Origin of the sequence: Pseudoalteromonas sp. PS1M3, assembly GCF_016865405.1 — a bacterium.
Lineage (GTDB): Bacteria > Pseudomonadota > Gammaproteobacteria > Enterobacterales > Alteromonadaceae > Pseudoalteromonas > Pseudoalteromonas marina.
On the sequence record NZ_AP022625.1, the window covers coordinates 17,649 to 41,741 of the forward strand.

Genomic DNA, 24,093 nt, shown 5'->3' on the forward strand with positions numbered 1-24,093 from the left:
AGGTTAGAGACCTCCGGCTACCCGATTATGTGTTTGTTGAACCTAAGTACCCTTTATCTGCTGACTCAAACTGTTCTTTGCTAGAAAACGGCCAGTATTGTGCATCACCAAACTCATCCCATTTATCAAGTGTTGATTGACCGAACACGCCTAGCGTAAATGCCTTATAGACACTCTCCTTAAAACTTGCGGATGGCCATCTGTAATCAATATCCGATTTTAGAAAAGACAAAAGGGGTCAAAGACAAAAGGGGTCAAACCTTGACTTCAGACATCAAATTTATTGACTGACCCGTTATCCTTATTTTGCCTATTAGATAAAGTCTAAAGCAATCAGATAAATCAGTAACCCTCTACTTTTAGCTATTATTTAATTTGATTTATAACTAGCACTTATAAGCTCAACAGCCGTTCCAGCCATTCTAAAACGAGCGAGTATTTCGGGTTTGAAAGCGCTGTTTCTTTAATTAAAATGTTGCGGGGTTTCTGTTAGCGTTTATAGCGTGGGTGTTGTTGCTGTACCTTATTATATAACAAATCAACAACGTTGAGCAGTTGTTCAAAGTAAGTTAAGCTCGAAACAATTAGGCTACAAGTAACTTAAATTTTGGGAGCAAACATGGCAACCACACTCGCATTTGACGTATACGGCACGCTAATAAACACCCACGGCGTTCTATCTTTACTTGAAAATATGATTGGCGATAAAGCGCAAAACTTTTCAAATACATGGCGTGAAAAACAGTTGGAGTATTCGTTTAGGCGCGGCTTAATGCAAAACTATGTCCCGTTTTCAGTGTGTACTAAACAGGCGTTAGACTACGCTTGCCTAGCGCATAAAACTCCACTCTCTGATGAACAAAAACAGCAATTGCTTGAGCAATATAAAATTTTACCCGCCTTTGACGATGTTAAAAAAGGGCTTGAGCAATTTAAAGCACAAAATTACCGGTTGTTTGCATTTTCTAATGGCGCTGCTGATGCGGTAAATACTTTGCTCGAAACGGCAGGCATAAGTGATTATTTTGAAGGTGTTGTAAGCGCCGACGATATGAAAACATTTAAACCAAACCCAGGTGTTTACAGCCACTTTTTGCGCGAGGCAAGTTCAACGGGTGCAAACACGTGGTTAATTTCGAGTAATCCGTTTGATATAACCGGCGCTATTTCGCATGGCATGCGCGGTGCGTGGATAAAGCGTTCTGAGGATTCTATTTTTGATCCATGGGAAATTCAGCCAACCACCACAGCAACCGATTTAGTTGATTTAAAAGCCAAATTAGTAAGTTAAAAACGAGCCCCTTTTTTTGAGGCTTATCAAAAACCAACGCTGTAAAGGGGCTTTACGGGCGCAGTTACACGCGGCCTAGCCTGCTTTTATTGCTTCAATTACTGTATTCATGCGCTTTGCCATTGGCCTATTACGGTGATGGCACACATAAATATTTTCGCTAATCGGATTACCTAAGTGGTGCGTTTTTATCAGTCCGGGTTTATTAAATGCGCTAACAGCATGCGCAGGTAAAACCGTAAAACCCAACCCTAGACTTACCGGCTCAAGTATTAAACTTATTTGGTTAGAAAACCCCGTTTGCTTAATTTGATCAACATGCTCAAACTCACTGTAGTTTTCGCTAAGTAATAGCTGCGCGTGGTGTTTTGCATCGGGGTGGCCAATAAAGCCATGCTCATATAAAACCTCCCACGTTGGGTTTTTAATATGTGCAGGGGTTACTAATAATAAAGCTTCTTGACCAATTTTGTGGCTAGTAACTTCGCTAAGGGTTGGCGCTTGAGTTAAAAACCCAATATCGGCACTGTGGTTTGCCACTGCTTGTTCAACACTGGTATTTGGAGCAAAGCGGTAATCTATAACTAGCTCCTTGTGCTCTACTTGCAGTGCTAATAGTTGATTGTAAAACTTTAGCCCACAACTACCAGGCGATTGTATTTTTACTAAACCGCTGTAAGGTGAATCATCTTTTAATTGCTGCTCTAAAAACTGCCATTCATTTAATAATAAGCTGCCTTGTTGATACAAGTTTTGCCCATGTACGGTAAGCGTAAACTGTTTGCCGTGGCGCTCTAATAGCGCGCAGTTTACTTGCTGCTCTAGTTTTTTAATATGCTGACTTACGCCAGATTGGGTCATAAAAAGGCGCTCGGCGGTTTGGGTAAAATGATTTACCTCAACCAACGTGCAAAACGTGTTTAACCATGTCGGGTTTATCATTACAAAACATACTCAAAATGATGATTAATGATAATTTTACTTAATAACTCATGGTTCGTAAACTAACTCCATCAACTCGATACAAAACAAGCCACACGTTAAAGAGGACAGATTATGAGTCATACATATCCACGTAGTTTTTCGCACATTGGTATTTCAGTACCAGATGTTGAAAAAGCCGTAGAGTTTTACACTAAGGTGATGGGCTGGTACACCATAATGGAGCCTACCGTGATCACTGAAGACAACAGCCCTATTGGCGAAATGTGTACCGATGTATTTGGTCCAAATTGGGAAAAATTTAAAATAGCGCACCTTTCAACAGGCGACCGAATTGGTGTAGAAATTTTTGAATTTAAAGACCAAGAAAACCCTAAAGACAACTTTGAATACTGGAAAACCGGTATATTCCATTTTTGTGTACAAGACCCAGATGTTGAAGGCTTAGCGGACCGTATTGTTGCTGCAGGTGGTAAAAAACGTATGCCAGAGCCACGTTACTACTACCCTGGCGAAAAGCCATACCGCATGATCTACATGGAAGACCCGTTTGGTAACATCCTTGAGATTTACAGCCACAGCTACGAGCTTATTTACAGCGCAGGCGCTTACTAAACATAGCTAATCTAAAAAAAGTTTAGCTAAAAACAAAGGCCGCAGTATTTATTGCGGCCTTTTTGTGTTAAATCGGCTTGTAGATTATTAGTTTGGCTAATTTAGGGGGGTATAAAAATCAATCTCTTCATTTGATTGATTATAGGTACATTCATTGGTAGCTTACTAATTACACAAAGTGGGTCTAAAGGAAAAACATGAATCCGTCATTGGAAGACATCACCGCCGATAACTACGAAGCCATATGCGATTTAGAGGTTGCTAAAAAAACACAAGAAGAATACGTGGCATGCAATATGTGGTCATTAGTAGAGGCGCACTACAATAGCGGGTATACCTGTAAAGCTATTTACTTAAATGGTGTACCAGTAGGCTTTTTTATGTGGGTACAAGAAACCCCTACAAAGGTTTCTATTTGGCGCTTTATGGTAGATCAAACTCATCAAAATAAAGGCATTGGGCGCAAAGCACTGGCTATGGCAATTGAAGAGATTAAAGCAACTCCTAAGCTTAAACAAATCGAGATTTGTTATAACCCGCAAAATCCTGTTGCTAAAAACTTTTATACAAGTTTTGGGTTCGAAGAAGTTGGCCTCGATGAGGATGACGACGATATGTTAGCGGTTATTAAAATTAGCCGTTAACTCATTGATAAGTAGACCGCTAATTTTAAGGAATAATAATAGTTGAAAGGAAATACTGTGATCATAAGATCATTTTCAGAGAACGATTTTTTAGCCGTTCAAAATATTTATCAGCAAGGTATTGATACCGGCAACGCGACTTTTCAAACTAAAGCGAAAAGTTGGCAGCAGTGGAATAGCTCTATGCTCAACTGTTGTCGTCTTGTAGCAGTTGAGGATGAAAAGGTGCTTGGCTGGGCTGGATTATCTGCGGTTTCAAGCCGTGAGGTATACTCGGGCGTTGCCGAGGTAAGTGTATATGTTGCAAACCAAGCCCAAGGTAAAGGCTTGGGGCACGCATTGCTTTGTGCACTCATTAATGAATCAGAAAGCAACGGTATATGGATGCTACAAGCCAGTATATTCCCTGAAAACATAAGCAGCATTACACTTCATACTCGTAATGGTTTTAGGCAAGTTGGAAATCGAGAGAAACTAGGTAAATTGAATGGTGTGTGGCGCAATGTCATTTTAATGGAAAGACGCAGCGCCTTAGTAGGTCTATAATCCTGCAACTCCTATCTTTGATGAGTATTAAACAAACTGTATTAGTGGGTAATTTAGTGGCTGTTACTTCTAAACAAGTGAGCCCAATAATAACTGTTAATGCAAATGGCAATCAAAGAAATGGGTCAACTAAGAGTTATCATTAAACTCAAAGGTGCCTGCTGATATTCTTTTCCTCCCATAAGTAATGATTAGCGCCCAAGGTAGTGCCAAAAAGCTAATCATTAAAGCAAAATATCTTGCCAATTATTATCAGTATTTATGTTATTGAATGGCTAAAGATTGCCATGAGCGGACGGTCATAAGCTTAATAACTTGCTAGTATTCATTTAAATAGAAGCCCAACTAAATCAATGTATGTTTTTATCGCAGGTAAAACTAAGAATAAGACTGTAAAAATAACAGCCCACTTTTTACTAAACCACCACTTTTTTAGATCTTGGTAATGGTCTGGGAGAGCTTCAAGTTTATTATTCTCAGAAACAATACTCGGATAAATTTTTAAAGTGATGTCTGTATCATATTTAACAAGGTTTAGAGTACGTAACTTATTTACAGACTCTTCGGAATAACAATCAAGTGCTTCTAAATCAGAGGTCATCATGTCTCCCCCTTTGTTAATAAAGTGTTCTGCCAAATATTTTAAAAGAACCTTATCGCTTTCTGTGTACATTAAACCCTCCTTGAATATTCTTAATTTAATGGAGTGCAAATCACGTATGCTTCTGCCGAAAGCAAACTTATTTTTACATTCTATAGTTTTTACGAATTAAAATGACACCCATTTCAAATGCTTTTAATTAAGATATACATAAGCACAAAAATAGCAGTGACCACCAGTTAAAAAACCAGACTCCCCTTCCTTACACCACGTACCAAGTGAAAATTGTTTATTACATTCTTGCTTTAATTCAAAAACACTCATGTTCTTATTTGTTTTTAAACGATAGCCAGGAAGAAAAATCTCACCAACTCTAAGTGCACTAATGAGATTAAGGCAAAACAAAATGACCAATAAAACCGATATTAAGCTAACCATTTTACGTCCTTACAATCCTGTCAAAATTTCAAATAAATTCACCTACATACTATCACGCCAATAAAGTCGCCTTCATTGAATGTAGCAGCAAGGTGGGTCGGATAAGCGAAGCGCCATCCGACACAGTAAAATACCTTGCCAATTATTATCAGTATTTTATATTGTCGAGTGGCTGGATAGTGCCCAGACTGTGTAAAAACTAATTTTTAATAAATTGTCTTGGGTATGTTCTTAGTTTGAAACCATTTAAGATGGTTGCGATCGATTTTTTCTCAGTATCGCAATTTTCTCCGCGCGAGCGAAACTGCTATGGCAACGCTACTCTAATTGCTTTACTTAGGCCGTTAACTCCCATAATTGTTATCATTCTTCTGAAGTTGTAAGCTAGGACATGAAGACTTATTTCTGTCCCCACGCTTTTTAAACCTCGTGTTAGTAAGTGGGTAGCTCCCATCCAGAGTTTAATTGTGCCAAAGGGGTGCTCAACAGTTTGCTTTCGATGAAGCATCAATTCAGGTTGATTCTTTAGCTTTTGAAGCATTTCTTCTGTCAGAATCTCATGCACCCACCGCCTTATTCGCCTAGGGTCTTTTTTAGAGTTAGTGCACTGACTTCTTATTTTACAATCTCGACAAGCAATGTGATTGAAGTAAACATCAAGGTATTTACCTTGCTCAAATACCTGCATTCGATTTTGAAGTTCATTACCAGCGGGGCATAAGTAAATATCTTTATTTGCATCGTATTTGAAAAGTGAGCGGTTAAATATCCCTTTCTTTTCAGAGGACGATGTATCCGTCTTGGGCATGATTGGCTCTGCACCCAAATCGATAGTGTCTTTTATATCAGGCTGACTGAAGTAACCTTTATCTGCTAATACCCGTATATCTTTCTTGCGCAATGCTTCTTGTGCGAGTTTCGTCATTGACGCAAGCTGGCCTCTATCTGGCACGTTGGTCACGTCATGCGCCACTATGAGGTGATGCTTGGTATCAACCGCACTTTGTACGTTATAACTCACAACTCTTGTAAAACCTTGAGTTTTCATTAAACGTGAATCAGGATCAGTAGTGGATATTTGCTTATCAGGATGAGCTTCAACTTGTTCTTTAATCTCGTATAGTTTTTTTAACTGGCTACGAAAGTCAGCTAGTCTCTCTTTTGTGGCTTTAATTTTTGTGACGTTAGCTTGCTCTTTATCGGCTTCATCAAGTAATTCAAGATAACGTTCAATGTTCTTTTCGACTCGGTCGATGTGAAATTTAACTTTGCTTGGCGTAAAATTATTGCCTTTGTTGTTGCTAGCTTTAAACTTACTACCATCGATGGCAACAACGGGTTTCTCAAACATATTCAGGCGACGACAGACTTCAACAAACGTTTTGCATACATTTTTTATACCGCCTCCGTTGTCTTTTCTAAAATCAGCAATCGTTTTAAAGTCGGGTGCCAACTTACCAAGTAGCCACATCAGTTCAATATTGCGTTGGCATTCGGTTTCTAATCGGCGGGATGATTGAATACGGTTGAGGTAACCATAAAGATAAAGCTTTAATAGTGTGGCTGGATGATACTTAGGGCGGCCTGTGGACTTTAAGGTTAATCCTTTAAACCCCAATTCAGCTAGATTTAGTTCCTCAATGAAAACATCAATTACTCTGACCGTATTATCTTCACTGACGTAGTCTTCCAACGATTCTGGAAATAACGTTGATTGGTTACGATCTTCACCGCTTATAAACTTTGACATATTGCCTCAACCCTCGACTGAATCAATAGTCTTATTATATAAATATCAGTATATTAAGTGAACTAAATGTATAGATTAATCGATCATAAGCAGCAGATACTTAGACCAAAAGGTGATCAGAGTTTTCACACAGTCTGTGCCAGTTGCGGACCTTCAAGGTGTGAATCTGTAACTCTGTTGGGTGACGCCTTCGGCTTAACCAACCTACCTTTTGACGTTACTGTACGGGGTAGGTCGGATAAGTGGCGAAGCCACGCCATCCGACAAAAATGATGAGTTTACTAGAAACAGCCCGACTTACCGCGTTTAGCTTCGTTTTAAAATTGGCAATACTTCTGCTGTTTCAGAATCTAACATTTCCAAAACGCTTTCAAAATCATGTATAGGTGACCAACCTAATTTCTCACGTGCGGACGATGAATCATATACGCGATCTAAGCATTGAGGTAATTCCCAATTTCTTTGTTTAAATGCTAGCGCGATTTCTGGGCACTTACGCTTGATGACAGATCCAGCTTCAGTATATAAAGCTTCGCAATCAGAAAGATGAAAAGGTGTTGTACCTGAAATTATAAAACGATTAAAACCGTTTAAACGTTTTTCCACAGCACATAAATGAGCACTTGCTACATCTCGAGCATCAATACCACGAGTCAGACGAAATACCGCCATTAAATCCGCAGCCTCAGGAAAACATCTCGACATTTGCAGCACAGTCACTGGAAGCTGAAACAGGTTTGAAATTTCTTTTAGCTTAGTTTCAGCATCAATTTTACTTTTATGGTAAATCGACTTAGGTTGCGGAGTAACCTCCTCATTAATCCAACCTGAAATACCTTTCGGAGTCGAAGCATAACCGTACAACGCAGTTGTACTGGTAAAAACAAAGTGCTTAATACCTGCTTTTAAGCCAGACAAAGCCAGTTTCTCAGTCGCGTCTACGTTGATAGATTTAAACTCAGAATCAGGCACTAAACCAACATGAGGAGCATGAAGAGCCGCTGTATGAATGATGACATCAATATTTTCAAGAACCCCATCAATCAGAGCACTATCACGAATATCACCAATGTAATCGGCTGTTGAACAAGGTGTTTTATCAATACCGACTACGTTATGTGTTCGCATTAATTTAATATAGATCGCACGCCCTACTCTACCCGCAGAGCCTGTTACCAATATTCTCATTTACAGCACCTTCTTAATGATTTACCTCAAAGCAGCTAACAATTTAATAGTGTGCAAATAGCGTATTTATTTGCTATTGCTAGCTCATCTCTACATAGTTTTAACAAATTACCTAAGATATTACTAAGTTTTCTAAAGTTTTTATGTAAAGTTAAATGAAACAATATACGCGCGCCGCTCATTTCCTCCAATTAATGAGCAAACAACATTGACCAATCTGTTAGCTATTATATTTAGTCAATCGCAATGACTGGTTTTCGCTGTGAGTTCAACTGGTGAATGCAACGCTATCCTTATTATTATTTAAAGGAGCGTTTACATGAAACAGAGAAAGCGTATTTATTATAATGCAGAACAAAGAAGGTTAATTTGGGATCGATATCAGCGCGGTGATAGTGCGCATGATATAGCAAGGTTATTTGATCGATACCATTCATCTATATTAGGTATTATCCATAAAACAGGTGGTGTTCGGCCGCTTGAGCCCAAACGCTCACCAACAACACTAACTCTTGCAGAGCGAGAAGACATTTCACGAGGGTTAGCAGCAAGTAAGTCACTTCGAGAAATAGCGAGATACCTTAATCGCTCACCTTCCACTATTTGCCGTGAAGTAAACCGCCACGGCGGGATTAAAAAATATCGAGCGAGTAAAGCTGACAAAGTTGCCTGGGAAAATGCCAAACGCCCTAAGCCTTGTAAGCTGTATGGCAACAAAGAATTATGTTTAATCATTGCTCAAAAGATAGAATCTGCATGGTCACCTCAGCAAATCTCTGGTTGGCTTAGGCGGAGATACCCCAATAATGAGGATTTGAATGTGTCGCACGAAACAATATATAAAACCCTATATATACAAACCCGCGGCGCCTTAAAAAAAGAGCTACAAAAACACTTAAGGACGCAGCGGGTAGTCAGGAAATCAAAACACGCCACTCTTAAAGGTAAAGGGTTAGGAAAGATAGTTGACGCTGTACCAATTAGTGAAAGGCCATCAAATGTTGAAGACAGAGTTGTTCCAGGCCACTGGGAGGGAGACTTGATCCAAGGCTCAGGAAACAGTTTTATCGCGACTCTAGTTGAGCGGCACTCTAGGTATGTAATGTTAGTGAAAGTACCTAGTAATAAAACAAAGCAAGTAATCGAAGCGTTGATTAAACAAGCTAATAAGTTGCCAGCAGAGCTTTATAAATCATTAACTTGGGACAGAGGATGTGAGCTTACTAATCATAAAGACTTTACTCTAGCTACAGATATTCAAGTATATTTCTGCGATCCACAATCACCTTGGCAACGCGGCTCCAATGAAAATACAAATAGGTTATTAAGACAATATTTTCCAAAAGGAACTAACTTAAATGAGCATTCTCAGATAAGATTAAACCAAGTTGCCAGACAACTTAATGAGAGACCGCGGAAAACACTAGAATACGAAACACCTGCGGAGCGATTTAATCAGTGTGTTGCATCGAGTGGTTGAACTCACAGCTCATAACAGCCAGTCATGCATTTATAATCTTTCCATCTAAACACTAACTTCAGGTATCAGCCACTACACGTCACGCTTCAATATTGAGAAGTGGCTGTCATTTTATATAGGGTTATTTATAGATTAATTAACTGCAAAATCGCGAGTTTCTAAATAGCTTGGGGCGATTTTAAAACAGGCCTTTAGCTTACTGGCAAGAGCTGTTGTCATTGGTGCATCACACATTAACTTACCATTATATTTTCCGTTAGTTAGTGCTACTAAACTGAGTGAGTCATAGCTTGGTTTACTTTGTATTTTATGAATTACCAACCCTTGCCCTGCAGATAACTTTATTAAATCAAACTCTGCTTTTGTGGGTTTTGTTATAGCGAGCTTTTTTACATATAACGGGTTTTTAAAAGTCAGCTTTGTCGAAAACAGAGCAGTACCTCCGCGCTCAAAATGGCCATTAAACACAGTGGTATTTAATGTGGGTGTCAGCTTATTTATTAATAAATTCAAATCAAATTTGGTTGGTAAAATGGTGATCTGACTTTGTTTTTTTAGTGACTCGTTCAGTGCTTTTTTGATTATTTTAAGATGGGTGTCATTGGTAGTTACTTCGTACACTATTTGGTAGTTGTGTGGGGGGGCGTATAAAGGCATGTGGCTGGCAAGTACTTTATCGCCGGCGAATATAAGCGCCATGCCATGAAACCCCACATAGCTGTGGGCTTTATGTGTGTTGTGTGCCTTGTACTGAGGGTCGCTTGCTAGTGCTGCGCTCGAGAATAAAATAAAAATTAGCAGTATGTGTTTCATGTTAATGCTCAAAAATAAATATAGCGCCACTATAAGCTGATTTATATGTATAAATAATCGATAATAAGTTGCTAGTTGTTTCCTTTTAATCAATACGGTTTGGTGCTATGCATTTAGATGACATTGAAAAAGTAATTCATATGGCGAGTTCGCAAAACCTGCACACAACCGCTAAACATTTTAATATTACCCCTGGGGCGCTGTCTAAAACGCTAAAAAAGGTTGAGGCAAACTTAGCCACGGAGCTGTTTAATCGTGTTGGGAAAACCTTAGTACTTAATGATAAAGGCAAAGAGTTTGTTAAGCACAGTAGCGATTTAGTTCATAATTACCAGCAGCTTACTAGCCGCTTTAAAAGCGATAATCATAAATTTAATGCAGTTATTGCAGGCCCTGCCATTTTACTTAAAAGTGGCTTAAAAAAGTTACTTACCCCTCTTGGCAACCTGCCTTGTTCGGTACGTATTAATAATGTATTTGAAGGTGAAGCTATAAGCCAAGTGGCGTCGGGCGCTGCACATATTGCGCTAGTAACTCGTGAGGCATTAAATAACAGCTCACACGCTAATTTAGTGGCGGTTGATGTATTTAATACAGGGTTTAGTTTGGCTGGAGCCGCTGATCATCAGCTAGTACAAACTGGTTCTTTAACGCTTAATAAAAATCAATTACTGCACGCAGCTTTTGCATGCCCGCTGTTTTCGCCATTGTGCGGCCTTGAACAAGGAGTCGGCTCCGACGGCTGGCAAGACGATATTGCACCGCGCAATATTGTATTTAGATGTAGCGATTACAGTGCACTAATAGAGGTAGTACAAAGTGGCTTGGCGTTGGCGTATTTACCAAATTTTGTGATTGATGTTTTAGGGTTTACAAAATTAACTGTAAAGGGGGTTAACAGTCATTACAGTGAAGACATTGTGTTAATTTATAAACCATCGAAGGCCGATGGATGGCTTAATAAACTCATGTATTCGTTATAAAAAGCGCTTTAGCCACTACACTAAAGCGCTTTAGGATGAAAACTACATTACAAAATAGCAAGGTGGTTAAAAATACTAATCCGCAACAATACTTAATTACTTTGCGGGGCTAAAGGTGGAAATACCTGCGTAAAAAAACTCTTATTTACGACTGCACAGATGCAGAAGGTAGAGCAAAGCAGGAGAAATTGCCGAGAGCAACTAAATAACAAATATTTTGGCTGGCTATCAACGCGTTTTTCCACACTTAAGTAGATCACTTAATCAAGCGAAATGGTACAAGTACAATTAACCGACAATACAACAAAGTAAATTATGTTATATTATAACAAAAACGATAGCACAATAAATTAATAAGCAATACTTTTTTTATTCCTACAAACGGCTAATTATTACACTAGCGACTCTGGTGGCATCACGTTAATATGGTGCTCTACTTATAGTTACATAACGATAAAAACATGACTTTAAAAACAAACGCTTTGATTTACTTTTTAGCCTTTTGCAGTGGCTTTTGCATTATGGGGATTGAGCTTTTAGGAGGGCGCATTTTAGCGCCTTACTTTGGCAGTAGTGTACATATTTGGGGCAGTATTATTACTGTGTTTATGCTTAGCTTGTCGTTTGGTTACTTGCTTGGCGGTAAGCTAAGTACAAAAAATGCGTCGCTGACTAAATACGGATTAATATTTTTAGTTGCGAGCATTATGGTTGTGCCTATTACGTTGTTTGCTGAGCCCATAATGGCATTTATTTTTACCCATATTGAAGATAGCCGATATGGCTCGTTACTCGCTTCTACTGCGTTGTTTTTTATTCCAACCATTATATTAGGTATGATTTCGCCGTACTCAGTAAGGTTGCTGGTTACCGACAGCGAAAGAAGCGGCCAAGTTGCAGGTATTTTGTATTTTGTAAGCACGCTTGGCAGTGCCTTGGGCACTATTATTACCTCTTTTTACTTTGTACTCGCGTTTGATGTAAACACCATTATTAGTGCCTTTGCTACTACGTTGGGTGTGCTAGGTGTTGTTGCAATTGCTGTAAACAGTGTTGCTAATAATAAGGAGCTTGCGCATGCTTAAATATGTATTTTTAGCACTTAGTGTGTTTTCAGGCGCTGCTTTAGCTAATGTTATTCACGAAGAGCGCTCTTTATATCGCAATATTATTGTTGATGAAACTCGCGATTTACGCTGCTTAAAATTTAACACTAAAAGTAGCCAAACAAGTCAAAGTTGCATGTACAAAAACGACCCCGACAAGCTCGTTTTCAACTACACAAAGCTTACTTTTGCGAGTTTATTAGTAACCGAAAACCCTAAAAATGTATTAATTATTGGGCTTGGGGGAGGCACATTGTCGAATGTTATTCATGAGTTATACCCTGCGGCTAAAATACACAATGTAGAAATAGACCCCGCTGTATTGAGTGTGGCTCGCGACTACTTTAGCTTTATTGAAAACGATAAAGTGACATCTAGTGTTCAAGATGGCCGTATTTTTATTAAACGCGCGGCTATTAAAAAGAAAAAGTACGATTGGATCATTCTTGATGCGTTTAACGGTGACTACATTCCTGAGCACCTGTTAACCAAAGAGTTTTTTGAAGAGGTTAAAGGTGTGTTGGCTGATGGCGGCGTAGTTGCTGCGAATACATTTTCGAGTAGTAAACTATACGAGCACGAGTCGGCAACTTACCATAGCGTGTTTGGCGATTTTATTAACGTAAGCCGTGCTAATCGGAGCAACCGTATTATTTTAGCGGGTTTTAAAGCTATGCCAACTAAGGCTCAACTTAACGAACGTGTTAAAGCGCTTGGGCCCAAGCTTAAAAAATATGATGTAGATATAAACGCCATAAGCAATTACATGCAGTACACAAAAGATGAGCAAGATTGGCCTAAAAATACCAAAATTTTAACCGACCAATACTCTCCTGCTAACCTACTTAACTTTTAATATGTAATGCGCCTTGCACTAATATAATTAGGCGCATCCATTTAGGTTTATTGCTAAAACTTAATATTACCGCGCAATGCTTTTGTTTGGCCGTGTTTAGTTTTTTTATCCATGCGTTTACGCTGCGAATTACGGCTTGGTTTAGTTGCACGGCGGGCTTTATTGACCTTGGTAGCGCTTAATATGAGATCTTTTAAGCGTTTTAACGCGTCTTCGCGGTTAAGCTCTTGGGTACGGTGGCTTTGTGCTTTAATGATGAGAACGCCCTCTTTAGTGATCCTCGAATCGTTTAAAGCAAGTAAACGTTCTTTATAAAAGTCTGGTAATTTAGAGCGATTAATATCAAAACGTAAATGAATAGCGCTGGCGACTTTGTTAACGTTTTGGCCACCGGCACCTTGAGAACGAATAGCGGTGAGCTCTAATTCCCACTCATCAATAGTGACTGTATTTGAAATTGTTAACATTGCGTTCAGTTTCCGTTGTTAAAAATGCATTGTACCATTTGTACATTGACTTAGGGTGAATAAGCTAAATAGGCGGTTTATGCAAAGTTGAGTAAACATTTACGCCAATAAATAAATTTAGATTGGCATAGGCAATTATTTAGTTTTTAATTGCGCAGCCCTTATACGGGCCTAATATAATAATCGATTTTCGATAATAGGAAGTACCTGCATGAAAAAATTACTTGTATCACTTAGCTTGTTAGCAATGAGCTTTTCTGGTTTTGCTAAAGATATCACCGAAGGTGATTTACAAAGCTACATGAAAGCCTTACCTGCTGTAACAAGCTGGGCGAGCTCTCAAGACGCGTTAAAAAACGTAGACTTAGGCAGCATGCTAGGTGCAACCGCAGATCAAACTACAGCAGAGCAAGGCGCGCTTGCAAATACAGCCCTCAATATGATTAAAGAGCAATCACTGTATAAAAGCTTTGCGAGCGTAACAACTCGCTATGGCTTTACGCCTGAGCAGTTAATTACCGTGGGTTCTGAAGTGTCTATGGCATACATAGAAAACCTTAAATCGGGTTTGTCTGATGAAAATAAAGAAACAGCAAACAAATTAATGGGTGGTTTTCAAAGCATGAAAAGCGCTAAAGATAAAGGCGCTACATCGTTAATGGGTTCGTTAGGTAATGCGTCAAGCGCTGCTGATACAACCGAGTCACTTGTTAGCGAAAGTAATTTAGCATTAGTAAGTGAATACATGCCACAGCTTAAAAAGTTGTTTGCACTTTTATAAGTATTAAACAATTAAAAAAGGTGGCATTTGCCACCTTTTTTAATACCTAAAATTTATAACACTCACGACATTTTACGAATTGTACTCAGCGGTGCTATGCGTAAAATCCAATGCAGGAATGCCCACGGCCAGCTTGGCACAAAGCTGTTGGCTTTTTCTTTATTTATTGCTTTTACCAGTGCTTTGCAGCCAGTTTCGGTATCAACAATAAACGGCACTGTTTTTACTTTTTCGTTTATTTCGCTTCTTATAAAACCTGGATGTACACAGCTTACTTTTATAGGCGTGTGCATTACATCTATGCGTATGCCCTCACTTAATGAGGTAATAGCCGCTTTAGTGGCGGCGTAAACGGTCATGGCGCGCCTAAAACCACGTACAGCACTAATAGATGAAATAGTCACTAAATGACCATGGTTTTGCGCTCTAAAAATTTCCATTGCGGCTTCAGCTTGCGCAAGTGCGGCCACAAAGTTAGTTTGTGCGGTTTGTTTATTGGCATTAAAGTAACCCGTACCAATAGAAGCACCCTTGCCCATCCCTGCATTTATAATTACTCTATCAAGGCCGTTTAGCTCTTCTTTAAAGGCATTAAATACGCTAAATACTTGTTCGTGATCGTTAACATCAAGCACTTTTATGCTAATGGTTATATTTGGGTTTATTTGTTCAAGCTCACTTTTTAGCTGCTCTAACAGCTCAAAGCGCCGAGCACATAAAGCAAGATTACAACCTTGTTTTGCAAACTCTTTTGCCATGCCTTTGCCTAAGCCTGAACTTGCACCTGTTATTAGTATGTTTTTGCGCATAATTAGATCCTTAGGTGTATGTAATTAATTTTTGTTGTGGGTGGCACTCTAAAAAGTGATGCTCGTTTAAACTACTTATCGTTAATTTTTGATTTTTTCCTTTGCCGCGCGCCACTACTTTGGTTACGCCTGCGTTTACTAAGCTCCAATTAATATCAATAAAGCGCTCGAGCTTTAGCCCCATTAAATGGCTGGTTATAATGCTAATAGGCCCGCCAGAGGTGTAAATAAGTACTTTTTTACCGTGGTTTTCATTGGCTATTTGTTCAAGTGCGCCCAGTACTCGCGCAGTAAATGCATTAAAGCTTTCGTTATACTGAGTGCTGTCGGGGTTGAGTACCCATTGCTGTATGGCGCTGATAAATACCGTTTTAAAGTATTCCATAGGCTCGGCTTGCTCGCTAAGTGCAGCACGCACTTGGCTTGGGGTGGCAAGCTGTGGGTTATAAACCGCTAAAATGTGTTCGTGATCGTACTCGTTTAAACGCGCATCGTTTATTACCACAGGCGTATTATTAACACTTGCTAAACTAAGCTCTGCGGTTTGATTATGGCGCAGCATAGTGCCTGCAAATACAGCATCGGGTGTTAGCTGCTTTTTAGCTAAATATTCACCCAGTAGTGTGGCTTGCTGTTGCCCTTTTGTTGAGAGCGTATCGTAATTATCAGCCGAAAAACTGGCCTGCCCGTGGCGTACAAAATATAAAATACACATTAGACTTTACCTTGGTTGTTAATGGCTTTTTTACAGCGCCATAAAAGGTAATGTACAAACACCCAAAAGTGTTTAAAGGCAGGGTTTTTAGTTTGCCCATGGTGATAGCGGTAATAAATTTGCTGCACAATGCCGGCAAGTCTAAATAGTCCGTACACTTCGTAAAAGGTAAAGTCATCTACGGTTATATTCATTTTTTTACAGTAGTAGGCCACCACTTCTTTGCGCGTTAGCATACCCTCTAAGTGAGTGGGTTGACGGCGGGTGGCTTGGGCTAAAAAGTCATCTCCTGGCTCTACCCAGTAAGCCAGTGTATTGCCCAAATCCATAAGTGGGTCGCCAAGGGTGGCAAGTTCCCAATCTAAAATACCCAGTACGTTGGTGTAGTCGTTTGCATCAAGCACAACGTTATCAAACCTAAAATCGTTATGTGTTATGCAAATGCGCTCGTTACTTGGCATGTTGTTTTCAAGCCATTTAATTACTTTTTTGCCGCTGGGTACATTCCAAGTTTTGGCTTTAGTAAAGCGCTCGCTCCAGCCGCTAATTTGGCGCTGTGTATAGCCTTTGCCTTTGCCTAAATGGCTTAAGTTGGCCTGTTTGTAATCTACTTTGTGTAACTCTACTAGGCAGTCGAGTACGTTTTCGCACAGCTTTTTGGTGCGCTCGGGCGTTAATCCGCGTGGTAAATTTTTACGCGGAATTATCCCCGTAAGCTTTTCCATAACGTAAAAATCGGTTCCGAGTATGTTTTCATCGTCGCAAAACGCCTCCATATTTGGCACATAGCCGTAAACTGGCTTTAGCGCCTGCTGAAGTTTAAACTCGCGGCCCATATCGTGTGCGCCTTTGGCTTTGGTGCCTTTGGGCGCACGGCGTAATATAAGCGACTGCTCTGGGTATTCTAAGCAGTAGGTCCAGTTTGATGCCCCCCCTGCGTATTGAGTAACACTTGGCTCGCCAGTTAATTGTGTAATGTGTTGCTTAAGCCAGGCATCTACTTTTTGTGTGTCGAGCTCTTCGCCTTGGCGTACGTTTTTGGCTTGATCTAATAATTGTGTGTTCATTGCTAGCCTTTATTATTTTGATTTTAAACGTTGCATAGAGCGTGTTTTTTTCAGCATGCTTTTAATGTACCACTCAACGGGGAGTAGTTTTTTCATTAAAAAGGCCTGTTTACCTAATTTATGGGTCAAAATTAAAAATGGGCGTTTAAGTGACTGCTTATAAATAATATCGGCAACTTGCTCTGCGTTTATGGGGGAGCGCTCAAAGGCACGGTTAAGCATGGTTTTCATGGCCGGCTCGCTAGTGCGCATTGATTCACCAAGATTGGTTTTAAAAAAGCTTGGGCACACTGCGCTTACATCTATATTATCGTGGGCGAGTTCAAGTTTTAAGGTTTCGCTAAAGCCAATAACTGCCGCTTTTACGGCGTTATAACTGCTCATAAACGGAATAGGGGTAAGCCCTGCTTGTGAGGCTATATTAATAAAGTAGCCACTGCCTTGTTGCTTAAAGGCGGGATAAAACGTTTGGCACATCCGCACCATAGAGAGCAAATTAATATCCATAATCCACTGCCATTGCTCAAGCGATTCGCCCTCAAGCGAGCCGCCCGTGGCAACACCTGCATTATTTATAACAATATCTACGCCCTGCCACTTGGTTTGGATAATATCGTAAAGCCCCTTTACATCTGCTTGCTTGGTTACATCGCAGGCGTAAAAAAAAGCATCGGCTTTTAGTGCTTGCAGCTCACTAATGGTTGTGGCTGCACGCTCGGCGTTTATATCGGCAATACAAATTTGTAAGTTAGCGCCCAAATTACTTGCGTAACTCAGGGCTAACGCTTTACCCAGCCCTGTGGCTCCACCTGTTATTATTAGTCGTGTTTTCATGGTGTTGCCTTAGCGGTATTTGTTAAGTTCGAGGCGCGAAACCATGCCCATATGTACTTCGTCTGGGCCATCTGCAAGGCGTAAAATACGCCCCATTGCATTAAACGAGGCAATAGGAAAGTCGCTCGACACCCCAGCGCCACCAAACACTTGTATTGCCATATCTGAGACCATTTGCAGCATATTAGGCACGACTACTTTTATGCTCGATATTTCGGTCATGGCGTGTTTAACGCCTTGAGTGTCTATTTTCCATGCCGCGTGCAGGGTTAATAAACGGGCTTGATCTATTGCCATACGCGCTTGCGCTACACGTTCTAAATTACCGCCTAATTTAAGTAAGGGTTTACCAAAAGCGCTGCGCGACAGGCCTCGTTTAATCATGAGCTCTAAACAGCGCTCTGCTGCGCCAATTGCGCGCATACAATGATGAATTCGCCCAGGCCCTAAGCGCCCCTGTGCAATGGCAAAGCCTTTACCTAACCCTAAAATAAGGTTTTGCTTTGGTACGCGTACGTTATTAAATTCCATTTCACCGTGGCCGTAGGGGGCATCAAAATCGCCACAGGCACTTAGCATACGCTTAATGTTTACACCGGGTGTGTTTAGCGGTACAAGTACCATTGAATGCTGGCTGTGTTTATCGTTTTCGGGGTTGGAAAGCCCCATAAAAATAGCCACCTGTGCATTGGGATGACCAAGGCCGGTGGTCCACCATTTTTTGCCATTTAAAATGAGATCTTCGCCATCAACATCTATGGTAGCTTGCATGTTTGTCGCATCTGATGAAGCGACATCGGGCTCGGTCATGGCAAATACTGAGCGAATATCGCCATTTAATAATGGGGTTAACCACTGCTGTTTTTGTTCATCGTTTGCAAAATGATAAAGCACTTCCATATTGCCGGTATCGGGGGCGTTACAATTAAATATTTCTGAGGCAAATAAGCATTTACCCATTTGCTCTGCAATAGGGGCGTATTCTAAGCAGGTTAAACCTTTTGCTAAATTGGCATCGGGTAAAAATAAGTTCCACAGGCCAGCGGCTTTTGCTTTCGCTTTTAATGGCTCAATGTGCTCACTTAGTTGCCAAGTGGTCCAATCGTTTGAATTATTTTTAGCATGGTTATGCGCAACTACCGCTTGCTCAATAGGCAAGATGTGTTCATCCATAAAGGCAGTTACACGCTTTAGGTAGTCTTGGCTTTTTTGGCTTGGCTCAAAGTTCATTAGGGTTGCCTGTTTATTTTTTAGTTAACCCAGCATAAAACATTCGCCTCAATGAATTAAATGAAATATATTACCAGTTAAGTGTGAATTACATTCATAGTATGAGCGGGTAATAATGATAGAAGCTAAAAATATTCAGCAGTTGGATTTAAATTTACTTAAAATATTTGAATGCCTATACCGTGAAAAAAACATGAGCGAAACCGCAAAGGTGCTGTACATAACGCCCTCAGCAGTTAGCCATGCTATAAAACGTTTGCGCACTGTATTAAACGATCCGTTATTTGAGCGCCAAGGGCAATTAATGCTGCCCACCCCTGCGTGCCAACGTATGGCACCCGAGCTAATAGATTTACTCGAAAAATTACGCCAAGTGCTACAAGCCTGCGGTGACTTTAATTTAGAGACCACAGCGCAAACCTTTAAAATAGCCCTGCACGATGCAATAGAGCCTATTGTTTTGCCTAAATTGCAACTTGCACTGGCAAAACATGCTCCCAATGCAAGCTTAGCGAGCGTAAAATTAAGCCGTGAAGATATGCATAAGCAATTAGCTAATCATCAAATAGATATGGCAATTGATGTAGCACGGCCAATAAAAGCGCCCATTAGCCACGCTGTTCTCTCAAGCGATCACTTTTGTGTACTCATGAAAAAAAACCACCCGCTTAAAAACCAACTCAATATAGACAATTATTTAGCGGCTAAGCATGTGGCGGTATCTAACCGGGCAACCGGTACTGTTATTGAAGATATTGCGTTATTGCAATTGAGCTTTAATAGGCAGGTGGCTATACGTTGTCAAAATTATTTTGCCGTGAAAGAGGTAATAAAAGACGCGCCATTTTTACTTACCTTACCTTCAATGGTTGCCAGTCAATTGTTGGATGACACACTAATAGCAAGGCCTGTGCCCACCACTATGCCTGCTATTTATCAGCATTTATATTGGCATCAAAGTACTGATAAAGACGACGCGTTAGTATGGTTACGCGGGCAAGTGCAGCATATTTTTAAACGTTAATAGCTATAAAAAAAGCGCCAAATTTAGTGAACTAAATTTGGCGCTTCGCATTATTTTTTAAGCGTTTACAAGGCGTTTGTTTTTAAACTTAAGCCCAGCAATTAATAACAGCGGCCCAATAAACATGGCAAGGCCATATACACCACCAGTTACGGCATACTCAGGCTTATTTAAAAAGCTTATAGCAATTAAAATAGCCAGCGATGCGTTTTGAATCCCTACTTCAATGCCAAGTGTTAGCGAATCAGTTAAAGATAGTTTTGAAAGCCTTGCTATTAGCAAACCAATGATCATTGAACCAATATTAAGTGCTATACACGCCCAAAATACATCGTTAAACGAGCTTGCCAGTAAGGCGCGTTCTTTTATTACTAGCGCGGCTATCATGGCAAGCATAAAAAATAACGAAAAACGCCTAAAAAACGGCTCGCTTTTAATCGCAAATTCGCTTTTAAAATGGCGCAGACTTATACCTATGGCTACAGGCACTAAGGTGATTACGAATAGCCCAAGTGATGTAGTTAATATTGAAAAGCTGGCATCGTCTTGCGGCGCAAATTGGTGCATGGCAAAGCCAATAATAAACGGGGTGGTAATAATGCTAATAGCAGTTGAGGCGGCGGTTAAGCTTACCGAAAGCGCTAAATTAGCTTTTGCTAGCTGGCTCACTACGTTTGACATAGTACCGCCAGGGCATGCGGCTAAAATCATTAACCCTATTGCAATTGGTGTGGGTAAATTAAGTAAATAGCATAAACCTAAAGCCAGTAGCGGCATGGCGATAATTTGGCCTACCAAGCCCATAGCAATTGCAATGGGCTTTTTAAAAAGTATTGTAAAGTCAGTAGTTGTAAGGCCTAAACCCATACCAAACATAATGAGCGCTAAGGCTAGGGGTAATATTATTTCTGTTAAAAAAGATGCATTCAAATTAGGCGACCTCGTTAGTTATTGTTTTTATAGCGAGTACTTCATAGTTAAATGAAAACGGGGTTAACAGCGCCTTTATTTGAGGCTGTAACTCGTTTATTTCGTTTTCATTTACAAAAATATTTGCTTTTATGCCTAACTTTTTATCAGCAAACACATTTATTTGCACGGCTTTGTTTTTTAAATGCGCGTTAATTGCCTCTGTAATGGTTTGTTTTATTTCTAGGCAAACCAGTTCAGGCTTATAAATTTTACCTACTGCGGTCAGTGGTATTTCGTCAATTATATAAATGGCTTTTGGTATTGCTGCTCGTTCAGGTATGTTGGCGCTAACGTACATGTTAAGATCATCAAGTTTAAGCGTGCTATGTGGGCTTAGCATGACGTAAAGTATCGGCACTTCGCCTGCGTAGCTGTCTGGGCGTGGCACGGCGGCTGCAAGTGTTACATCGGGGTGGCTGGTTGCGGCATCTTCTATCATTTTGGGGTCTATATTGTGCCCGCCGCGTATTATTAGCTCTTTTTGCCTACCGCATAACGATACATACCCGCTCTCATCTATTTTTCCTAAATCCCCGGTTCTAAAATATTGTTGGCCGTTTTCATCAACTACCCATGCGCCTTGGTTATGCGCATCTTCTACATACCCCGGGAATACGTTATTACCGGTTATTATTATTTCGCCAACATCGAGTGTATCGCACATTTTAATAAGCGTGCCTTGCTCGTTTATATCGGCAATTTTAAGCGTAATCCCCGGTATTGGTAGCCCTACAGAAGCCTCTTTATTAATTGGATTTACAGGCATTAACGTACTTACCGAGCTGCCCTCAGTTGAGCCATAACCCTCTACCAGTGGGGTATTGGTGAGTTTAGTAAACAGGGCTTGTAAATCTGATGAAAGCGGCGCAGCCCCACAAATGGCAAACTTCATTTTAAGCGGTGGTACAGTAATTTTTTGCGAGGTAATTTGTTCAACCATAGCAGCGTAAACCGTGGGTACGGCGGTCATAACGGCTACATCGTAATTATTAATTAGGGTGAGCAAGTTTTGAATGATGTTTTTACCCCTAAAGCCAGAAGGGCTTGCGAGTAAAATTTTACAGCCTTTCATAACCGAGGCTATGCCCGTGGCTACCGCCGCATTTACATGAAATATAGGTAAGCCTACTAGCATGGTGTCGCCTGCGTTTACTGGCGAAAGTAAATTAACCTGCCCTGCATTGGTGAGCTGGTTTAAGTGCAAGTGCTTTGCAAGTTTTGGTAGGCCGGTGGTACCACCCGTATGAAAATACGCGCACACATCGCTTTGCTCAGGCAAAGTAAAATTAGCTGCTTGCGTATTTTGCGCAGCCAGTAACTTTTTAAACCCATACACGGGTACTTTATTATTTTGCGAGCACGCTATGTCGTCACCAAATAAGCTAATAACCGCTTTTAGGCCGGGAATATGCTCTTTAATTGCCATTACTTTCTGCCAAATATCGCTACCAGGCACTGGACCTAGGGCAATAATTACTTTGGTATTGGCTGAGATCATAATTTCTTTCATTATGGACTCATCAAGCAAGGGATTTATGGGGTTTGCAATGCCTGCGGCCTCTGCTGCCCAAAGCGAGACATAGGTTTCAGGGAAGTTAGGTAACACCAGCGAGGTTACCTCGGTTTTAGTAATACCCAACGAGTGCAATGCATTGCCAAGCCCTGTTACGTTTTTTGCGAGCGCTTTGTAACTCATTTTACGGTGCGGATTAGCAAAGCTTTTGCCTTTAAAGGTCATTAAAATACGGTGAATAAGCTTTTTTGCAAACGGAATTTGCGCTTCGCTAATACAGTCGCCATCTAAAATGTATTCAATAGCGGTTGCATCACCAAAGTTTTGGGCCGATTGTAAAATGGCATGATAAGTAGAGCGAGGAAGTTGCGCTGGTGATATTTCAGCAAGGTTTAAATTGCCAACATCGGCGTGGTTTTTAATTGTTGTTATAGTCATAAAACTCTCAACGTATTTTTATAATGTGTGTTTGCGTGTGAGTGCATGGTGTTTAACACGGCTTTGGTTGTGTGGGCCATTACCGCATAAAATTTAGTCTATCAAAAACTAAGTTATTGCCATTTTTTAATCTAAAAAACTGTTGTCTTGTGCAGCAACTACCTGATACATGGGCTGAAAGTTCCCCCATGTAACCAGCTCTGAGCCATTAGCATGTTTTGTATGTAGTGCTACCTCGTGCGAGATAAGCTTAGGTTCGCCTGCGGCTTGTGCTAATAACTGGCTTTGGCAGCAGCTATCTAGCAATACAAAGTTGGCAACTGCAGCATCAACCGACGAACCAGCGGTAAGTAAACCATGGTTTTGCAAAATAACAGCGCAGTGATCAGCCAGCGATTTAGCTATCATGTCGCCCTCTTCGCTGTCGGCTACTACGCCGCTAAATACATCAAAAACGCTGTGGTTTTCGTAAAATACGCAGGCATCTTGCGAAATTGGTTTAAGTAACTCACCTAATGCTGAAAACGCACGGCCATAACGTGTATGCGCATGGGCTACTGCGTTTACGTCGGGGCGCGCCATATGTATGCGTGAATGTATAGCAAACGCCGCATTATTAATCGGTGTGCTGCCTTCAATAATATTACCTTTATGATTAACCCGAATAAGATCTGACGCTTTAATATGCGCAAAGTGCATACCTACGGGGTTTACCCAAAATGTATCGGGCTCTATGCAATCGCGAAGTGTTATGTGCCCAGCAAGTCCTTCATCAAAACCGTACATAGCAAATACTCTAAAGCCCGCGGCTAGGCGTTGTTTTTCGTAGGTGCGTTGCTCGTTTAGGGTGTTAAATTTAGGCGGCATAATAAGTTTAAATTTATCGCTGCCTATGGTCATTTTTGCGGCTTGCTGCTCTAGTGTATTGCTCATAATAATCCTAAATTAAAGTCTATTGACTTTAGTTTAGTCTCGCTTAAGATAAATAGA

At 40.5% G+C, this 24,093-nt stretch carries 26 protein-coding genes; 10 read left to right on the forward strand and 16 right to left on the reverse strand.

Going from position 1 to position 24,093, the window contains the following annotated elements:
* Positions 1 to 25: 25 nt before the first annotated feature.
* A complete protein-coding gene (locus PS1M3_RS20135) occupies positions 26 to 148 on the reverse strand; it encodes a hypothetical protein (RefSeq protein ID WP_256438051.1) in 123 nt (40 codons plus the stop codon).
* Between the two features lie 471 nt (positions 149 to 619).
* On the opposite strand from PS1M3_RS20135, the gene PS1M3_RS16880 reads away from it, so the two are divergent.
* Positions 620 to 1,291, forward strand: a complete 672-nt coding sequence (locus PS1M3_RS16880) for a haloacid dehalogenase type II (protein ID WP_203987659.1) — start codon at positions 620 to 622, stop codon at positions 1,289 to 1,291.
* 75 nt (positions 1,292 to 1,366) lie between these two features.
* On the opposite strand, the gene PS1M3_RS16885 is transcribed toward PS1M3_RS16880, so the two are convergent.
* Entirely contained in the window at positions 1,367 to 2,233 is an 867-nt protein-coding gene (locus PS1M3_RS16885) for a LysR family transcriptional regulator (RefSeq protein WP_203987662.1), read from the reverse strand.
* 114 nt (positions 2,234 to 2,347) lie between these two features.
* Here PS1M3_RS16885 and PS1M3_RS16890 point away from each other — a divergent pair, with 114 nt between their 5' ends.
* From PS1M3_RS16890 to PS1M3_RS16900, 3 genes are all read left to right on the forward strand, one after another.
* The gene (locus PS1M3_RS16890) at positions 2,348 to 2,848 is read left to right on the forward strand and encodes a lactoylglutathione lyase family protein (RefSeq protein WP_008130525.1); all 501 of its coding nucleotides are present in this window, start codon (positions 2,348 to 2,350) and stop codon (positions 2,846 to 2,848) included.
* A gap of 197 nt (positions 2,849 to 3,045) precedes the next feature.
* A complete protein-coding gene (locus PS1M3_RS16895; protein WP_203987665.1) occupies positions 3,046 to 3,492 on the forward strand; it encodes a GNAT family N-acetyltransferase in 447 nt (148 codons plus the stop codon).
* A gap of 57 nt (positions 3,493 to 3,549) precedes the next feature.
* Positions 3,550 to 4,038 carry a GNAT family N-acetyltransferase gene (locus PS1M3_RS16900; RefSeq protein WP_203987667.1) on the forward strand — a complete coding sequence of 163 codons (489 nt, stop codon included), beginning with the start codon at positions 3,550 to 3,552 and terminating at the stop codon, positions 4,036 to 4,038.
* Positions 4,039 to 4,363: 325 nt separating this feature from the next.
* On the opposite strand, the gene PS1M3_RS16905 is transcribed toward PS1M3_RS16900, so the two are convergent.
* The 4 genes from PS1M3_RS16905 to PS1M3_RS16920 form a co-directional block, all read right to left on the reverse strand.
* Positions 4,364 to 4,711, reverse strand: a complete 348-nt coding sequence (locus PS1M3_RS16905; protein ID WP_203987669.1) for a hypothetical protein — start codon at positions 4,709 to 4,711, stop codon at positions 4,364 to 4,366.
* 123 nt (positions 4,712 to 4,834) lie between these two features.
* Positions 4,835 to 5,077, reverse strand: coding sequence for a hypothetical protein (locus PS1M3_RS16910; protein ID WP_203987672.1), 243 nt, complete (start codon positions 5,075 to 5,077; stop codon positions 4,835 to 4,837).
* 307 nt (positions 5,078 to 5,384) lie between these two features.
* Complete coding sequence (locus tag PS1M3_RS16915) at positions 5,385 to 6,827, reverse strand: IS1182 family transposase (RefSeq protein WP_202819450.1); 1,443 nt, start codon at positions 6,825 to 6,827, stop codon at positions 5,385 to 5,387.
* Between the two features lie 306 nt (positions 6,828 to 7,133).
* Entirely contained in the window at positions 7,134 to 8,015 is an 882-nt protein-coding gene (locus PS1M3_RS16920) for an NAD(P)-dependent oxidoreductase (RefSeq protein ID WP_010555545.1), read from the reverse strand.
* A 319-nt stretch (positions 8,016 to 8,334) separates the two neighbouring features.
* Between PS1M3_RS16920 and PS1M3_RS16925 the strand changes: the two genes are divergently transcribed.
* A complete protein-coding gene (locus PS1M3_RS16925; protein ID WP_203987674.1) occupies positions 8,335 to 9,495 on the forward strand; it encodes an IS30 family transposase in 1,161 nt (386 codons plus the stop codon).
* 132 nt (positions 9,496 to 9,627) lie between these two features.
* Here the strand turns inward: PS1M3_RS16925 and PS1M3_RS16930 are convergent, their stop codons facing one another.
* Entirely contained in the window at positions 9,628 to 10,308 is a 681-nt protein-coding gene (locus PS1M3_RS16930; RefSeq protein ID WP_203987676.1) for a hypothetical protein, read from the reverse strand.
* Between the two features lie 107 nt (positions 10,309 to 10,415).
* On the opposite strand from PS1M3_RS16930, the gene PS1M3_RS16935 reads away from it, so the two are divergent.
* The 3 genes from PS1M3_RS16935 to PS1M3_RS16945 all read left to right on the forward strand — a co-directional run bounded on the left by PS1M3_RS16935 (position 10,416) and on the right by PS1M3_RS16945 (position 13,253).
* A complete protein-coding gene (locus PS1M3_RS16935) occupies positions 10,416 to 11,291 on the forward strand; it encodes a LysR family transcriptional regulator (protein WP_008130519.1) in 876 nt (291 codons plus the stop codon).
* Between the two features lie 461 nt (positions 11,292 to 11,752).
* On the forward strand, positions 11,753 to 12,376 hold the full coding sequence (locus tag PS1M3_RS16940; RefSeq protein WP_008130517.1) for a fused MFS/spermidine synthase: 624 nt from the start codon (positions 11,753 to 11,755) through the stop codon (positions 12,374 to 12,376).
* Positions 12,369 to 13,253: a spermidine synthase gene (locus tag PS1M3_RS16945; RefSeq protein WP_006793275.1), complete on the forward strand. Its 885-nt coding sequence runs from the start codon at positions 12,369 to 12,371 to the stop codon at positions 13,251 to 13,253. Before PS1M3_RS16940 ends, PS1M3_RS16945 begins: the two co-directional genes overlap by 8 nt.
* Positions 13,254 to 13,306: 53 nt before the next feature.
* Here the strand turns inward: PS1M3_RS16945 and arfB are convergent, their stop codons facing one another.
* Positions 13,307 to 13,720 (reverse strand): alternative ribosome rescue aminoacyl-tRNA hydrolase ArfB, encoded by a 414-nt coding sequence (gene arfB, locus PS1M3_RS16950; RefSeq protein WP_006793276.1) that lies wholly within the window; start codon positions 13,718 to 13,720, stop codon positions 13,307 to 13,309.
* Between the two features lie 211 nt (positions 13,721 to 13,931).
* On the opposite strand from arfB, the gene PS1M3_RS16955 reads away from it, so the two are divergent.
* On the forward strand, positions 13,932 to 14,501 hold the full coding sequence (locus PS1M3_RS16955; RefSeq protein ID WP_006793277.1) for a hypothetical protein: 570 nt from the start codon (positions 13,932 to 13,934) through the stop codon (positions 14,499 to 14,501).
* Between the two features lie 62 nt (positions 14,502 to 14,563).
* Here the strand turns inward: PS1M3_RS16955 and PS1M3_RS16960 are convergent, their stop codons facing one another.
* The 5 genes from PS1M3_RS16960 to PS1M3_RS16980 are packed head-to-tail and all read right to left on the reverse strand — an operon-like array spanning position 14,564 to position 19,156.
* Complete coding sequence (locus PS1M3_RS16960; RefSeq protein WP_170865589.1) at positions 14,564 to 15,310, reverse strand: SDR family oxidoreductase; 747 nt, start codon at positions 15,308 to 15,310, stop codon at positions 14,564 to 14,566.
* A gap of 10 nt (positions 15,311 to 15,320) precedes the next feature.
* Positions 15,321 to 16,025, reverse strand: a complete 705-nt coding sequence (locus tag PS1M3_RS16965; RefSeq protein ID WP_008132844.1) for a histidine phosphatase family protein — start codon at positions 16,023 to 16,025, stop codon at positions 15,321 to 15,323.
* The gene (locus tag PS1M3_RS16970; RefSeq protein WP_008132846.1) at positions 16,025 to 17,092 is read right to left on the reverse strand and encodes a phosphotransferase family protein; all 1,068 of its coding nucleotides are present in this window, start codon (positions 17,090 to 17,092) and stop codon (positions 16,025 to 16,027) included. The genes PS1M3_RS16965 and PS1M3_RS16970 overlap by 1 nt, the downstream gene beginning before the upstream one ends.
* 12 nt (positions 17,093 to 17,104) lie before the next feature.
* Positions 17,105 to 17,926 (reverse strand): SDR family oxidoreductase, encoded by an 822-nt coding sequence (locus tag PS1M3_RS16975; RefSeq protein ID WP_008132848.1) that lies wholly within the window; start codon positions 17,924 to 17,926, stop codon positions 17,105 to 17,107.
* 9 nt (positions 17,927 to 17,935) lie between these two features.
* Positions 17,936 to 19,156: an acyl-CoA dehydrogenase family protein gene (locus tag PS1M3_RS16980; protein WP_008132850.1), complete on the reverse strand. Its 1,221-nt coding sequence runs from the start codon at positions 19,154 to 19,156 to the stop codon at positions 17,936 to 17,938.
* A 115-nt stretch (positions 19,157 to 19,271) separates the two neighbouring features.
* Between PS1M3_RS16980 and PS1M3_RS16985 the strand changes: the two genes are divergently transcribed.
* Complete coding sequence (locus tag PS1M3_RS16985) at positions 19,272 to 20,180, forward strand: LysR family transcriptional regulator (protein ID WP_203987678.1); 909 nt, start codon at positions 19,272 to 19,274, stop codon at positions 20,178 to 20,180.
* 57 nt (positions 20,181 to 20,237) lie between these two features.
* On the opposite strand, the gene PS1M3_RS16990 is transcribed toward PS1M3_RS16985, so the two are convergent.
* The 3 genes from PS1M3_RS16990 to PS1M3_RS17000 all read right to left on the reverse strand — a co-directional run bounded on the left by PS1M3_RS16990 (position 20,238) and on the right by PS1M3_RS17000 (position 24,036).
* Entirely contained in the window at positions 20,238 to 21,110 is an 873-nt protein-coding gene (locus tag PS1M3_RS16990) for a bile acid:sodium symporter family protein (protein ID WP_033025890.1), read from the reverse strand.
* Position 21,111: 1 nt separating this feature from the next.
* A complete protein-coding gene (locus PS1M3_RS16995; protein ID WP_008132856.1) occupies positions 21,112 to 23,103 on the reverse strand; it encodes an AMP-binding protein in 1,992 nt (663 codons plus the stop codon).
* 126 nt (positions 23,104 to 23,229) lie between these two features.
* Positions 23,230 to 24,036, reverse strand: a complete 807-nt coding sequence (locus PS1M3_RS17000) for a class II aldolase/adducin family protein (RefSeq protein ID WP_008132858.1) — start codon at positions 24,034 to 24,036, stop codon at positions 23,230 to 23,232.
* Positions 24,037 to 24,093 lie beyond the last annotated feature (57 nt).